The sequence below is a fragment of the Nonomuraea sp. NPDC049480 genome, assembly GCF_044465905.1.
Classification (GTDB): Bacteria; Actinomycetota; Actinomycetes; order Streptosporangiales; family Streptosporangiaceae; genus Nonomuraea.
Genome location: NZ_JBITMD010000001.1, coordinates 639,510 through 653,399, shown reverse-complemented (window position 1 = coordinate 653,399; position 13,890 = coordinate 639,510). Strand labels below are relative to the sequence as shown.

The following is a 13,890-nucleotide window of genomic DNA, read 5'->3' as shown; positions in this document are numbered from 1 at the left end:
CTCCCCTGTGCCTGGAATGTCCGGGGGCAGGGGAGAGGCGGTGCTGCGGTGGATGCCGGCCCGAAGCTCTCGCGTCCGGGAGCCGGGCGCCTGGACCGGGTGTGGCGGGTCGCGCCCGGGATCCTGGGCGCAGCCCTGGCGGTGCTGGCGTTAGGGCCTGCGCTGGGCTGGGGGCTGGTGCTCCGCTATGACCTGGTCTTCGTGCCCGATCCGCCGCTGCTCACCGACCGCGGCGGCTTCCCCCGCGCCGTGCCCAGCGATCTGGTCGTGGCGCTGCTGTCCCGGGTGCTGCCTGTGGAGCTCGTGCAGAAGGGCCTGCTGGCCGGGATCTTCGTGCTGGCCGCGACCGGCGCGGCGGCGCTGGTGCCGCCGGAGCGCAGAGTCGCGCGCCTGGTCGCCGCCGCCTGCTACGCCTGGAACCTCTACCTCGCGCAGCGGCTCATGCTCGGCCAGTGGGCGCTGCTGCTCGGCGTGGCCGGGCTGCCGTGGGCGGTGCGGGCCGTGGGCCCGCGCTGGACCCGGCTCGTGCCGGCGCTGCTCCCTGCGGCGATCGGCGGGTTCCAGGCGATGCTGGTCTCCGCGCTCACGCTGCTGCCGATCGCCGTCGCGCGCCGCAGGGCGCCCGTGGTCGCCGGGGTCCTGATCGTGTTCAGCCTGCCCTGGGCGGTTCCCGCGCTCGGCTCTGGCGCGGTGACGGACCCGGCGGGGGTGGACGCGTTCGCCGCCCGCGCCGACGGGCCGTTCGGCGCGCTGGGCAGCCTGCTCTCCCTCGGCGGCATCTGGAGCGCCGACGCGGGGCTGCCCGGCCAGGAGTCATGGTGGCTCGCCACCGCGCGCCTGCTCATGGTCGCGGCAGGCGTTTTCGGCTACGTACGGCTCCGCTCCGACCCGGACCGGCCGGCGTGGTGGGGCGGGCTGGCCGTGGCCGCGGCGGCCGGGTTCGGCCTGGCCGCGCTGGGGGCCTTCCAGGCGGGACGCGAGGCGCTCAAGTGGCTGATCGCGCTCTGGCCGGGGTTCGGGCCGCTGCGCGACGGCCAGGTCTACCTGGCGCCGCTGGTCCTGCTGGTCGCGGTGGGCCTGGCCGCGGCCCTGCGGTCGGGCGCGCCCGCGCTGGTGGGGGTCGTGGCGCCGGTGCTGGTGCTGCCGACGCTCGCGTTCGGGGCGTTCGGCCGGCTGGCGGCGGTCACGTACCCGCCGGACTGGCCGGCCGTGCAGCGGATCGTCAACGCCGATCCCAGCCCTGGAGCGCTGCTGTCGCTGCCCTGGGGCGCGCACCGGGCCTTCCCCTGGAACGGCGGCCGGATCGTGCTCGACCCGGCGACCAAGATCTTCGAGCGCCGGGTGGTCTGGGACGATACGTTGTACGTCGGACAGCCGGACGGCGGCCGCCTGCCGGTGCGCGGCGAAGATCCGCTCAACCGGCGCGTCGGCGAACTCCTGGCCGCGCGGGACTATGCGCGGCTCCCGGTCAGATACGTCCTGGTGGCCGGAAGTCAGAACGGGTTCCTACTTGAGCCGGCCGGCTTCAAGACCATTTTTCGGGGTAAAGACCTTCACTTGCTGCGGCGTTGACCGGCTGTTTCATGATATACCGGAGAGTAACTTGCTTTATCACGGTTTGACCAATGTTATGGATTCAAGCCGGAACACGTTCTAGTCTCGGCACACTGCAATTGCGCCACTGATCGGAAGGGAGTGCTCTGTTGTTGCGACTTCTCGTGGCCCTGGCCATCGGAGCTCTGCTGGCGGTCGGAGCCTCCGTGGCTGTGGTCAATGTGGCGTCACCTTCGCTGACCCCGCCGAACCAGCCCCTCTACAACTACGGCACCAGGTGATCCTCCCCGCTTGACGGGGCCATACCAAGCTCAGCAGCAACGAGTGTGGCTCCGTCATGCCCGCATGCGCTGACGAGGAGTGACGGTGGTCTTTACCGGTGAGCGCCAGGCGGAGGCCGCACGCCTGGCGGCGCTGACTCATTCCTTGGGGGACGAGCGGCCGCTGGAGGGGATCCGCATCGCCATGCTGAACTTCCGCGAGCCCCGGCAGTCGACCGCCGGCGGCGCCGAGGAGTACGCGTGGCAGGTCAGCCGGTTCCTGCTGGCCCAAGGGGCCTCGGTCGTCTTCTTGACCGGCCGCCAGCGGGGGCAGCGCCGCGCCGAGGTCCTGGAGGACATCCAGGTGCGCAGGATGGGCAACCCCTACCTGGTCTATGTGCTGGTGCCGCTCTGGCTGCTGTTCCACCGCCGCCGCGTCGACGCCGTGATCGACACGATGAACGGCATCCCGTTCTTCTCCCCGCTCGTACTGCGCCGCCGCACGCCCGTGCTCTGCCTCGTGCACCATGTCCACGACCGGCAGTTCCACGCCTTCCTTCCGCACTGGCTCGCCAGGATCGGTTGTTTCATCGAGGGGCCGGTCGCCCGGCTGCTCTACCGCCGCTGCCTGACGATCACGGTCTCGGAGTCGTCCAAGCAGGAGCTGGCCGGCAAGCTGCGCTGGCTCGCGCCGATCACCGTCGTGCCCAACGGCTGCGCCCAGCCCGAGGAGGTCGTGCGGGAGCCCGCTCAGGGCGACCCCGTGATCGTGTACGCCGGCCGCCTGGTCGGGCACAAACGCATCGAGCGGGTCGTGGACCTGGCCGCCGAGCTCGGCGAGTCGTGGCCGGAGCTGACCGTGCACATCATCGGGCGCGGTCCCGAGCGGCGCGCGCTGGGCGCGCGGGTCGTCGGCAAAGGGTTGTGCGGGCGGGTCGTGCTGCACGGGTTCCTGCCCGACGCCCGCAAGAACGCGCTGCTGGGCGCCGCGAGCCTGAACGTGACGGCCTCGGAGTTCGAGGGCTGGGGGCTGACCGTGATGGAGGCCGCCGCGCTCGGGGTGCCGACGGTGGCCTATGACGTGGCGGGGTTACGCGACTCCGTACGCCACGGCGTCACCGGGTGGCTGGTGCGGGAAGGGGAGAGCCTGGCGGACGTCGTCGAACGAGCGCTCAAGGAGCTGGCCGATCCGGACCGCCGTACCGAGGTGGCCGACGCCTGCCGCGCCTGGGCGCGGGAATTTACGTGGGCTCGAACTGGAGCTAGCATAACCGGACTTATCCTGGCGAAACTCCAAGATCGCGGCGGAGCCTATCAGTGACCCAAGCCTCGCCTGGACCCCGGCGGGAGCTCGCGGAGTCCACTGCCGAGAGCTACGAGACACGGATCAGACACAGGCTGCGACTGCTCGCCTCCTGCCTCCTGCTCGGCGCGATCGCGTTCAACACCTCGACCGAGAAGATCATCCCCGAGACCAAGCTCGACATGGCGGTCAATCCGCTGGGTTTCCTCGGCAGGGCCCTGCACCTGTGGGACGGCGCCTACTTCGGCCACCTGCAGAACCAGGCCTACGGCTACCTGTTCCCGATGGGGCCGTTCTACGCGTTCGGCCTCAAGCTGGGCATGGAGCCCTGGACGGTCCAGCGGTTGTGGATGTCCCTGGTGCTGTGCACCGCCTTCCTCGGCGTGGTCCAGCTGGCCCGAGCCCTCGGGATCGGCGGACCGCACACCCGCGTGATCGCCGGTTTCGTGTATGCGCTCGCGCCGCACGCGCAGGCGCTCATCGGCATCAACTCTTCGGAGTTCCTGCCCAGCGCCGTCCTGCCGTGGATCGTCCTCCCCCTGGTCAAAGGCGCCAGGCGGGAGCTGTCACCGCGCCGGGCGGCCGCGCTGTCCGCGCTCGCCTTCCTCTTCTGCGGCGGCGTCAACGCCGTGGCCGAGGCCGCCGTCCTCGTCGTCCCGCTGCTGTACCTGCTGACCAGGCGCGGCGGGGCCGGCAAATGGCGGCTGATCGCCTGGTGGCTGCCGCTCATCGCGCTCGCGTCGATGTGGTGGGCGGCCCCGCTGCTGACGCTGGGCGGCTACATCTTCTCCTTCCTGCCCTTCATCGAGACGGCCAGCGCGACGACCGGCGTCACCTCGCTGGTCAACGCGTTGCGCGGGACGTCGAGCTGGCTCAGCTTCCTGACCGTGGACGGGCAGACCTGGCTGCCCGACGCCCACCAGCAGTCCACGGTGCCGTGGCTGATCGTGGTGACCGCGGCCGTGGCGGCGCTCGGCCTGGCCGGGCTCACCGTCCGCAGGCTCCCGGAGCGGCCCTTTCTCCTGATCAGCCTGCTGTTCGGCGTCGCCGTCATCACGACGGGCCACCCGGGGACTCCCCACCACGAAATCATGGTGGAGCTGCTGGACGGCCCGCTCGCCGTCTTCCGCAACCTGCACAAGTTCGACGCTCTGATCAGGCTGCCCGTGGCGCTCGGCGTCGCCGGGCTGCTGTCGCTGGCCCGCCTGCGCTGGCGCAAGCCCCTGACCGCCGCCGCGGCCGGGCTCATGGTGGCGTCGAGCCTGCCCATCCTGTACGCGGGCCTCGCGCCGCCCGGTGGCTTCACGGCGATCCCGGACTACTGGAAGCAGGCCATCTCCTGGCTGAACCGCAACGCCGGAGACGGCATGGTGCTGGCCGTGCCCGGCGCCAAGCGCGGCGAATACCTGTGGGGGCGCCCGCTGGACGAGCCGCTGCAGGCGCTGTCGCAGGCCCGCTGGGCCACGCACACCATCGTGCCGTGGGGGTCGGCCGGCATCTCGCGGCTCATGGCGGCCATCGACGAGCGCCTGTCCACCGGCTCGGGGTCCGCGGGGCTCACGGCCACGCTGCGCCGCATGGGAGTGACGTACCTGGTGGTCCGCAACGACCTCGACCGCGCCACCATCGGCACGGGCTGGCCGGTCCGCGTGCACCAGGCGCTGGAGGACTCTCCCGGCATCTCGCTCGCGGCCCAGATGGGGCCCGGCGTCGGCATCGGCCAGTACGGCAAGGCCGCCGCGTGGCTGGACCAGCCGTATCACGCGGTCGAGATCTACCAGGTGTCGGGAGCCGCGCCGCTCGTCGGCACCGTCGACGCCACCCGCCCGCTCCGCGTGGGAGGCGCCCCCGAGGCCGTGCTCGACCTGGCCGAGCAGGGGCTCCTGGAGGACGACCGCCCGGTCCTGCTCAACGACGATCCGGGCCAGGTCCAGGTGCCGGCGCAGGACACGGTGCTGACCGACACGCTGCGCCGCCGCGAGCTCTCCTATCCCGACCTGCGCCGCAACGCCAGCGCCACGCTCGCCGACGGCGAGCCGTTCCGTGGCGACTCGCCGTCGAACGACATCCTCGACCCCGGATGGGAGAAATACATCTCCACGGCGGCTTTCACCGGGATCGCGAAGGTCACGGCCTCCAGCTCCGAAGCGGATGTCACGGCTTCCCCGCACGCCAGGGAGCCCGGCCATCAGCCTTTCGCCGCGCTCGACGGCGACCGGCGCACCAGCTGGCGCTCCACGGGGTGGAACGGCGCGGTGGGCGAATGGCTGGAGGTCGCCTTCACCGAGTCCCGGACGGTTCCCACGATCCAGGTGGCCTTCGAGAACTCGCCCATCGGGCCCCCGCCCAGCGAGGTGGTGGTGGAGACCGACACCGGCGCGCTGCGCCAGCGGGTACGCGCCACCGCCGACCCGCAGGAGCTGGTGGTCCCGAAGGGCCCGATCACCCGGTTGCGCCTGAAGGTCGCCGCCACTTCGGAGGAGAGCAGGCTCGGCGGCCGCGTCGGAATCACCGAGCTGACGATCCCCGGCGTCCGAGCCGGCCGCTCGATCACCGTGCCCGACCCCGGCAGCGACTCGGCCGAGCCCGCCGCGATCGCGGTCGGCAGGACCGGTGACGTCTCCGGCTGCGTCAAGGGCTCGGTCGCCTGGAGCTGCGCCAAGGGCCACGAGGTGCTGGGCGACGACGGCAACGGGTTCGACCGCTCCTTCATCGTCAGGAAGGACGGCTCGTACGGCGTCTCCGGTCGTGCCGTGCTCACCGAGCGCACCGCCATCGAGCGGCTCAGCACGCTGCCCGGCGACCCCGTGAAGGTGCAGGCGTCCTCGACGGCGGTCGAGCACGGCGCGGCCGCCGGCCGGTGGGCGTTCGACGGCGACCCGAAGACCGCCTGGTTCGCCGACCCGCTGGACCCGCGGCCCACGCTGAGCGTCGAGCTCGCGCGCGCGACGCGGCTGTCGCAGCTGCGCGTCGTGACGCCCGACTCCTACCTCGGCGCCCCGCCCATCCGGGTGACGATCCGCGCCGAAGGCGGGGTCAGGCAGAGCTGGGTGGGCAAGGACGGCCTCATCCGCTTCCCCGGGATGGCGGCCCGGAAGATCAAGCTGGAGTTCGGCGCGTCGGGCGGCCGGCCCATCGAGATCAGCGACATCGCCTTCCCCGGGGTGCGGCCGCTGGGCGCGCTGAACGGCTTCCCGCTCCGGTCGCCGTGCGGGTTCGGCCCGACGCTCACCGTCGACGGCGACGCCGTGCACACCGAGATCATCGATGGCACGCTCAACGATGTGGTCACCGGCAAACCCGTCACGTTCAGGAGCTGCGAGCCGCTGCGGCTCTCGCCCGGCCCGTCCCGGCTGGCCGTACGCCCGGGAGAGGCCTACCGCGTCGAGTCCGCGATCATCCGCCCGGAGCCCGCCGGTCGCCAGGCCGCGCCCGTGGAGATGCGCGAGGCGCTCGTCGAGTCCTGGGACGCAGGCGAGCGCGTGGTCAAGGTCAGCGTCACCGACGACTCCTACCTGGTCGTCAACGAGAACTTCAACTCCGGGTGGCGGGCCAGGCTCGGCGTCGCCGAGCTCAAACCGGTCCGGCTCGACGGGTGGCGGCAGGCCTGGTTCCTGCCGTCGTACACGGCGGGCACGGTCACGCTCACCTACGAGCCCGACGCGCCCTACCGGGCCGGACTGGCCGCGGGCGGCGGCCTGGCGCTGCTGGTCGTGGTGCTCGCCCTGGTCCGGACGGGCCCGCCGGCGCGGCACCTGGCGCCGATCCGGCCCGCTCGCCTGCGTGCGGCCCACGTCCTGCCGTTCGCCGTCGCCCTGGGATTCTGGGTCGGCGGGGTGGCGGGCGCGGCGGTCGTCGGCGCCGTCTTCGTCCTCGGAGCGTGGCTGCGACCGCTGCGTGAGGCCGAGCACGTGCGCGCGGGCCGCCGCGGCCGGCTGCTGCTGGGGCCGCCCGCGGGCGTCGCCCTCTACCTGGCCGCCGCGGTCCTGGTGGCCGTGGGCGTGGGCGGCCTGTGGGCGCAACTGCTCTGCCTGCCGCTCCTCGCGCAACTGCTCGCCGAGGTCCCGGCCAGGCGGGTGCCGGCGCGGCCGGCCGAGATCCCCGTCCCCGTCGCCGCAGGCGGCCCGACCATGACGAGTGTTCCGTGACCGAGACGACCAAGTCGCGCACCGGGCTCGTCCTCACCGTCCCGGTGCCGATGGCCCGCACCGCCGGGGCGGTGTCCCGGTGGGCGCGGCGGCACGGCGTGGTGCTGGCCGCGCTCGCGCTCATCGCCGCGGCCATGGCGTGGAAGACGGCCATCGTCCAGAGCGCCTACTTCAAGGAGGACGACTTCGAGTTCGTGGCCAGGGCGATGGAGAACGATCTCTCCTTCGACTACCTGACCCGGGTCCACTTCGGCCAGTTCATGCCGGGCGGCTTCCTGCTCGCGTGGCTGTCGTCCAGACTGGAGCCCTTCGGCTGGGGGTACGCGGCGGGCGCGATCCTGGTGCTGCACGCCTGCGCCGCGCTCGCCGTCCTGCGCATGCTGCGTGTCGTGTTCGGCCACCGGCCCGCGATACTCGCGCCGCTCCTGGTCTTCCTCGTCGCGCCGCTCACCGTGCCCGCGCTCGTGTGGTGGGCGGCGGCGCTCAACACCGTCTTCCTGCAGATCGCCCTGCCCATGGCGATCGCCTCGCACTGGCACTACCTGCGTACCCGGCGGTTGCGGCACGCCGTGGCCGCGGCGCTGTGGGTGCTGTTCGGGCTGCTCGGGTTCGTCAAGGGCTTCGCCCTGCCGCTGGTGCTGCTGGCGCTCACGGCGATCTACCACGGCGGGCTCCGCACCGCGCTGCGCCGGTACATCGCCGCCTGGTCGCTGTATCTGATCGTGCTGGCCGGCTTCGGCGCGCTGTATGTCCAGCGGTCGCTCTCCGCGCCCAACACCGGGGCGCTGCCGATCTTCGACCAGGCCGCGGGCTTCCTGTGGGAGCTGATCGGCAGGACGTTCGCCACCACCGTGCTCGGCGGACCCTGGAAGTGGTTCGCGGGCGGCGACTGGGGAGTGGCCTCGCCGCCGCTTCCTGTCGTGATCGCCTCCCTCGTCACGCTCGCGGCCCTGGTGACGGTCACCGCGTATTACCGCAGACGGGCCGGCCTGGCCTGGGCGCTGCTGCTCGGTTATGTGCTCGTCGCCGACGCCCTGCCGGTGCTGTGGGGCCGGGTCCATCTGCTCGGCTCGTTCGCCGGCACGGACACGCGGTACGTCGCCGACTCCGTCCCGCTGGTCGCGCTGGTCGTCGGCCTCGTGCTGCTGCCGCTCCCGGACGAGGCGGAGCCGTACCGGAGGGCGCTGCCCGGCAAGGAGCGGGTGGCCGGGATCTGCGGCGCGGCGCTCGGCGTGTTCGTGGGCGCGTCGCTGGTGTCGGTCACGATCTTCGCCGCCCACCTGGGCGCGGACCGGCGCCACCGCTACATGGAGACGGCCCGCGCCGACCTGGCCAAGGTGGCGCCCGGCACTGTGATCTACGACCGGCTGCTGCCGCCCGACGTGCTGCCGAGCACGTACAACACCTACAGCCTGACCTCCAGGGTGCTGGGCGCGATGGCCCCGCCGCGGCTCAGGGCCACGATGCAGGCCCCGCCCGCGGCGCTCGACGGCATGGTCTTCGACGACCAGGGCCACCTGCGGCCCGTGGACGTGCAGGGGATCCCGCTCATCCCGAACACGCGGGACCGGTGCTGGCCGGTCACCAACGGAACCGTGCAGGTGCCGCTGGACAACCGGGTCAGCCGCGTGGAGGGCACCCTGGTCCGGCTGGGTTACGCCGCCCGCGCGGACACGAAGATCACGCTGTGGATGGGCGACCGCGCCACCGACGTGGAGCTGCGGGCAGGCCTGGGCAAGGTGTTCATGCTCGCCGAGCCGGGCGCCGACCGCATCGTCGTGCAGGACGTGCCGCAGGGCGTGTGCGTCGGCGACGTGACGCCGGGACAGGCGGTGCCGCGACCGTGACCGTCATGAGCCGCAGGAACCTCGCGCTGGTGCTGGCCGGCGTGGGCGCCTTCCTGCTGACGCTCATCCCCCTGACCCGCCTGTACGTCTACGGCCAGGTGCTCAAGGCGCCTCTGGAGCAGCAGAGCATGACCAGGTCGGTGGCCGAGTCGGCGACGTACCTGGACCCGGCCACGATGCGGCCGGCCGTGGGGGATCTGGTGCAGACCCGATGGCTGATCGGCGACGTGCTGTCCGGCGACGGCGACCGCGCGGTGTGGGGCGAGTCGGTCTCCGTGGCGACGCGGGACGACGAGCGGCTGGACTACCACGAGCGGCGCCTGGCGTTCGACCGCCGCACGGGGGCCATCGTCAACTGCTGCGGCGAATACCTCGACGAGGACACCTCGGTCAGGCAGTCGGGGCAGGCCTTCCGCTGGCCCTTCAACGCGGAGCGGCGCGACTACACACTGTTCGACCTGCGGTTGCGCCGGTCGGTCACGGCCGCGTTCGACGGGGTCGAGCAGGTGCGCGGCGTCGAGACGTACCGCTACGTGCAGCGCACGCCGCGCGCGCTCGTGCCGGGGGAGACGGCGCCGCTGCCGCGCCGCCTCCTCGGGCTGCCGGGGAAGGGCGACATCGGGCTGGCCCGCTACGCCGAGATCCGGCGCACGTACTGGGTCGAGCCGGTCAGCGGTCAGCCGGTCAGGACGCTGGACGAGGTGCGGGAGACGCTGGTCACGGCCGACGGGCGGGGCCGGCTGACCGCGCTGGATGCCGTGTTCCGCACGACCGAGGCCGACGTCGTGGCGGCGCTGGGCACGGCGGCCGCCTACCGCCGCTGGATCCTGCTGCTGGGGACCGTGGCGCCGGTGGGCGGCGGGCTGCTCGGCGCGGGCTGCCTGGTGACCGCGATCTGGCTCGCGCGGCGGCGGTCACCTGCGGCGCAGGACGAGGAGCAGGTTCCAGGTGACCAGCTCGCGGATGCCAGGTAGGTGGACGACGTGGCGGGCCCAGCGGGGATGGTAACGCGGGATCGCGTCCAGGAGCTCCGCGTCGCGGCACCGCCGCGCCCAGGCCAGCGGCCCGGCCACGCCGATGGCGTACATGCTCTCGCCGTAGACGTTCTTGGGCGGCTTGCCGTGCCTGCGCGCGTACCGGCGGGCGGCGTAGTGGCCGCCCAGGTAGTGCCAGGGCGAGGTCTCGTGGCCGCCCCAGGGGGAGAGCCAGACCGTGTACGACAGGTAGACGATCCCGCCGGGACGCGTCACCCTGACCATCTCGTCCGCCATCCGGAGCGGATCGGGGACGTGCTCCAGAACGTTCGACGAGAAGCACACGTCGACCGAGCCCGTGGCGAGGGGCAGGTCGAGCGCGCTGCCCAGCACCGCGTCCCGCGGCGGCACGCCGTCGCGCAGGCGCATCTCGCCGGCGTCGCAGTCCACGCACACGGGCTGCGCGCCGACGGCCCGCAGCGCGTCGGCGAAGTAGCCGGGGCCGCCCCCGATGTCGGCCACTGTGGCGCCGGCCAGATCCGTGTAGGTCGCGAGCTGGGCGACCGTGTCCTGGGCCAGGGTGCCGTAGAAGAAATCCGGATCACTCTGCTCAAGGCGGAAAGCACGCAGCAAACGGACGGATCTACCGAGATCCGCTCGGAACGGTTCGGGGGTGTCCACGGGGCGGAGCTTAACGCAGCGGAAGGAAACGACGATGGTTGACGGCGTCAAACGCGCGGAACCCTTACAGATCACGCTGCCCGCGATCCGCACCGGGCCGGTCATGGGTGTCGGCCTGCTGCTGATCCTGGTCTCGCTCGTCTTCAGGGCAAGCGTCCTCAGCAGGGCGTACTTCGTCGAGGACGACTTCCTCTTCGTGGCCGGCGCCGCCGACAGCGGCCTCACCTGGGACTACCTGGCCCGGGTGCACAAGGGCCACCTCATGCCCGGCGCGCTGGCCCTGATGTGGGTGCTCACGCAGGTGGCGCCGTACAGCTGGGCGATGGTCTCGTTCCTGATCATCGCGGGCCAGGCGGCGGCCTCGGTCGTGTTCCTCGTGCTGTTGCGGCGGCTGTTCGGCGACCGCGCGGGCGTGCTCGCCGCGCTGACCGTCTACGTCTTCGCGCCGCTCACCGTGCCCGCGATGAGCTGGTGGTCGGCCGCGATCAACGCGGTGCCGCTGCAGCTCGCGATGGTCGCCGCGCTGGCCGCGCACATCAGGTACGTGCGCGAGGGCAAGGGCCGCTGGCGCGCCCTCATCTGGACCGCCGTCGGGATGGCCTTCTCCACCAAGGGAGTGTTCATCCCCTTCGTCGTGCTCGGCGTCACCAGCGCCTACCTCGGCAAGGGCCTGTGGGCGCGGGCGGTGCTGACCGAGCTGCGCAGACCCGTCTGGTGGGCGCACGGCCTGCTGCTGGCCGGGTACGGCGTGCTCTACTGGTTGCGCCGCGACACCGCCGGCTCCGACGCGCTGAGCGGGCCGAAGGCCGAGGTGGTCCCGGGGCTGCTGCGCAGGTTGCTGGGGGAGACGTTCCCCACGGGCGCGGTCGGCGGCCCGCTGCGCTGGGGCGGGCTCACCTCCACCGGCGGGCTGGCCGACCCGGCGCAGGCCACCGTCATCGCGTCATGGGCCGTGATCGCGCTGCTGGTCGTGATCACCTGCGTGTACCGCAAGCGTGCCTGGCGGGCGTGGGCCATCCTGGCCGCGTACGTGGTCGTGGCGGACGCGGTGCCCACCGTGATCGCGCGGGCGACCGCGTGGGACCTGGTGGGCGCGGAGACCAGGTACGTGGCCGACGCCGCGGTGCTGTTCGCCCTCTGCCTGGCGCTCGCGTGGCTGCCGGTCGAGGGCGAGCAGGACGCCGTGCGCAGGCCGGTGCCGGGCACCTTGTCGCTGGCGGCGGGCGGGCTGACCGTCGTCTTCCTGGTCGTGTCGGTGCTCTCGATCAACGCCTTCCGCGACACGCTCAGCGGGGACAAGGTCAGGACCTACCTGGAGAACGCGCGGGCCTCGCTGGCCACCGCCGCGCCGGACGCCGACATCTACACGCGTCCCGTGCCACCGGAGATCGTCCTGCCGTGGAACGGCCCGCGCCGGCTCACGTCGTACGTGCTCGCGCCCCTGGCCGACCCCGAGACCAGGAAGCTCATGCGCGACCCGCGCCCGTCGGCCGAGCCGTACGTCTTCGACGCCACGGGCAAGCTCGTCCTCGTGGGCCGCGTGACCCCCTACTTCGACGGGGTCAAGGGCAAGAAGTGCTACCCCGCGAACCAGACCTTCCCGGTCGAGTCCTTCGGCGGCCCCGGCATGGTGGTGGCCATGGCCTATGTCAGTCCCCAGCCGGTGCACGTCGTGGTGGACCTCGGCGGCACCGAGCGGGCGGCCACGCTGCCCGCGACCGGCGTCATGGGAGCGCTGTACTACGTTCCGCACGACGGCGCGGGCAAGGGGATGCGGATCGTCGCGGCCGGCGGCCAGGGTCAGGCGTTCTGCCTCAGGGCGGTGGCCTTCGGCGAGCCGGGGCCCGCGCCTCCGGCACTGTGAGGGACGAAGCGGATCAGCCGCCTGGCCGGCTCCTCCACGTAGCGGTACGTGAGGCCGGCCAGCGCGATCGTCAGCGCGCTGATCGCGACCAGGTTGAGGAGCAGGTTGCCGGTCCACGGCCGCTGCCCGGTGAAGTCGTACCAGAGGTAGATGACCACGAACTGCCACAGGAAGACGCCGTAGGAGATGCGGCCGAGATAGCTCATGACCCGCCCGCCGAGCAGCGCGCGCACGCGCGTGGGCCGCTCGGGCTCCAGGGCCGCGGGCGCGACCAGGCAGAAGGCGATGACCGTGTAGAGGCCCTGCTCGTAGAACGCGGTCCAGATGCCGCCCAGGCCGACGAAGCGCGGCCCGGTCACCGGGGTGGAGGCGATCAGGTAGGCCAGCCCGGCGATCAGCCACAGCGTGCCCCAGGAGGCCGCCAAGGCCGCGCACAGGCGGCGGACGCGGCCGTCCTCCGCCCTGGCCCAGACGGTCAGGACCGCGAGCGCCATGCCCGGCACGAAGAACGTCCAGGAGCGCGGCAGCCACACGTTCATCCATGGCCGGTACTCGGGGAAGTACTCGAAGATCGTGTACACGTACGACAGGGCGCCGAAGACCGCCAGCCCGATCAGCAACCGCCTGGCCCTGGCCCTCAGGTCCGGTCCCGCCCCCAGTGCGAACCGTCGCAGCGCGGCCGCCATCAGCGGGAGCGTGAGGTAGAACGTCAGCTCGACCGCCAGGCTCCACATCTGGCCCAGCCCCTTGGGCCCGAGGCCGAACCACCACGGGCTCGTGTCGTAGATGTGCACCAGGAACACCATCTGCGACCACGTCCACGGATCGGACCGGTGCGCCTCGCCCCACAACATCAGGGCCACGGCCACCACCAGCCAGTACGCGGGGATGATGCGGAAGAAGCGCCGCCACAGGTAGCGGCGCGTGTCCGGAGCCCGGTCGCCGATCAGGACCTCCGCCGCCCAGGGGCGGTAGAGCAGCAGGCCGGACAGCGTGAAGAAGATCGGCACGCCGATCTCACCCCTGGACAGCACGCCACCCAGGAAACCCGGCTCCAGCGCCGTTCCCGCCTCCATCGCGACGTGGAAGATCAGGACGGCGAAGGCGGCCACGGCGCGTATCCCGTCGAGGGAGGACTGGTGTCCGGAGACCGCCGGCACCCCCGCCGATGTAGAACCTGTTTCGGTCACGTTTCCGCATCCCTGGTGACGTTGGTCACTCACCGCAATAACATACCGGCGAGTAGAACTAGTTTCAGT

General features: G+C 72.3%; 9 protein-coding genes. 7 read left to right on the top strand and 2 right to left on the bottom strand.

All coding sequences use genetic code 11. The annotated features are described in order from the left end of the window. Nucleotides 1-48: 48 nt before the first annotated feature. The 6 genes from ACIBX3_RS03060 (at nucleotide 49) to ACIBX3_RS03035 (ending at nucleotide 10,086) form a co-directional block, all read left to right on the top strand. Nucleotides 49-1,572: a hypothetical protein gene (locus tag ACIBX3_RS03060; RefSeq protein WP_397112475.1), complete on the top strand. Its 1,524-nt coding sequence runs from the start codon at nucleotides 49-51 to the stop codon at nucleotides 1,570-1,572. A gap of 131 nt (nucleotides 1,573-1,703) precedes the next feature. After that, nucleotides 1,704-1,835 (top strand): hypothetical protein, encoded by a 132-nt coding sequence (locus ACIBX3_RS03055; protein WP_260477562.1) that lies wholly within the window; start codon nucleotides 1,704-1,706, stop codon nucleotides 1,833-1,835. Between the two features lie 85 nt (nucleotides 1,836-1,920). Next, nucleotides 1,921-3,135, top strand: coding sequence for a glycosyltransferase family 4 protein (locus ACIBX3_RS03050; RefSeq protein ID WP_397112473.1), 1,215 nt, complete (start codon nucleotides 1,921-1,923; stop codon nucleotides 3,133-3,135). Next, entirely contained in the window at nucleotides 3,132-7,265 is a 4,134-nt protein-coding gene (locus ACIBX3_RS03045) for an alpha-(1->3)-arabinofuranosyltransferase family protein (protein WP_397112471.1), read from the top strand. The genes ACIBX3_RS03050 and ACIBX3_RS03045 overlap by 4 nt, the downstream gene beginning before the upstream one ends. Continuing rightward, complete coding sequence (locus ACIBX3_RS03040; protein ID WP_397112469.1) at nucleotides 7,262-9,112, top strand: hypothetical protein; 1,851 nt, start codon at nucleotides 7,262-7,264, stop codon at nucleotides 9,110-9,112. Before ACIBX3_RS03045 ends, ACIBX3_RS03040 begins: the two co-directional genes overlap by 4 nt. A gap of 5 nt (nucleotides 9,113-9,117) precedes the next feature. Continuing rightward, nucleotides 9,118-10,086, top strand: a complete 969-nt coding sequence (locus ACIBX3_RS03035; protein ID WP_397112467.1) for a DUF3068 domain-containing protein — start codon at nucleotides 9,118-9,120, stop codon at nucleotides 10,084-10,086. Here the strand turns inward: ACIBX3_RS03035 and ACIBX3_RS03030 are convergent. After that, nucleotides 10,027-10,767 (bottom strand): class I SAM-dependent methyltransferase, encoded by a 741-nt coding sequence (locus tag ACIBX3_RS03030; protein ID WP_397112465.1) that lies wholly within the window; start codon nucleotides 10,765-10,767, stop codon nucleotides 10,027-10,029. The two genes, ACIBX3_RS03035 and ACIBX3_RS03030, sit on opposite strands and share 60 nt — an antisense overlap. A 34-nt stretch (nucleotides 10,768-10,801) precedes the next feature. Here ACIBX3_RS03030 and ACIBX3_RS03025 point away from each other — a divergent pair, with 34 nt between their 5' ends. Beyond that, complete coding sequence (locus tag ACIBX3_RS03025; protein ID WP_397112463.1) at nucleotides 10,802-12,631, top strand: ArnT family glycosyltransferase; 1,830 nt, start codon at nucleotides 10,802-10,804, stop codon at nucleotides 12,629-12,631. Here ACIBX3_RS03025 and ACIBX3_RS03020 read toward each other — a convergent pair. Further along, nucleotides 12,568-13,821, bottom strand: a complete 1,254-nt coding sequence (locus ACIBX3_RS03020; protein ID WP_397112461.1) for an acyltransferase family protein — start codon at nucleotides 13,819-13,821, stop codon at nucleotides 12,568-12,570. The two genes, ACIBX3_RS03025 and ACIBX3_RS03020, sit on opposite strands and share 64 nt — an antisense overlap. Between the last annotated feature and the right edge of the window lie 69 nt (nucleotides 13,822-13,890).

What these genes read in the sequence shown, in the direction of transcription:
- ACIBX3_RS03035 (WP_397112467.1), top strand. Translation starts at nt 9,118, where the DNA reads ATGAGCCGCAGGAACCTCGCGCTGGTGCTGGCCGGCGTGGGCGCCTTC.
- ACIBX3_RS03025 (WP_397112463.1), top strand. Translation starts at nt 10,802, where the DNA reads ATGGTTGACGGCGTCAAACGCGCGGAACCCTTACAGATCACGCTGCCC.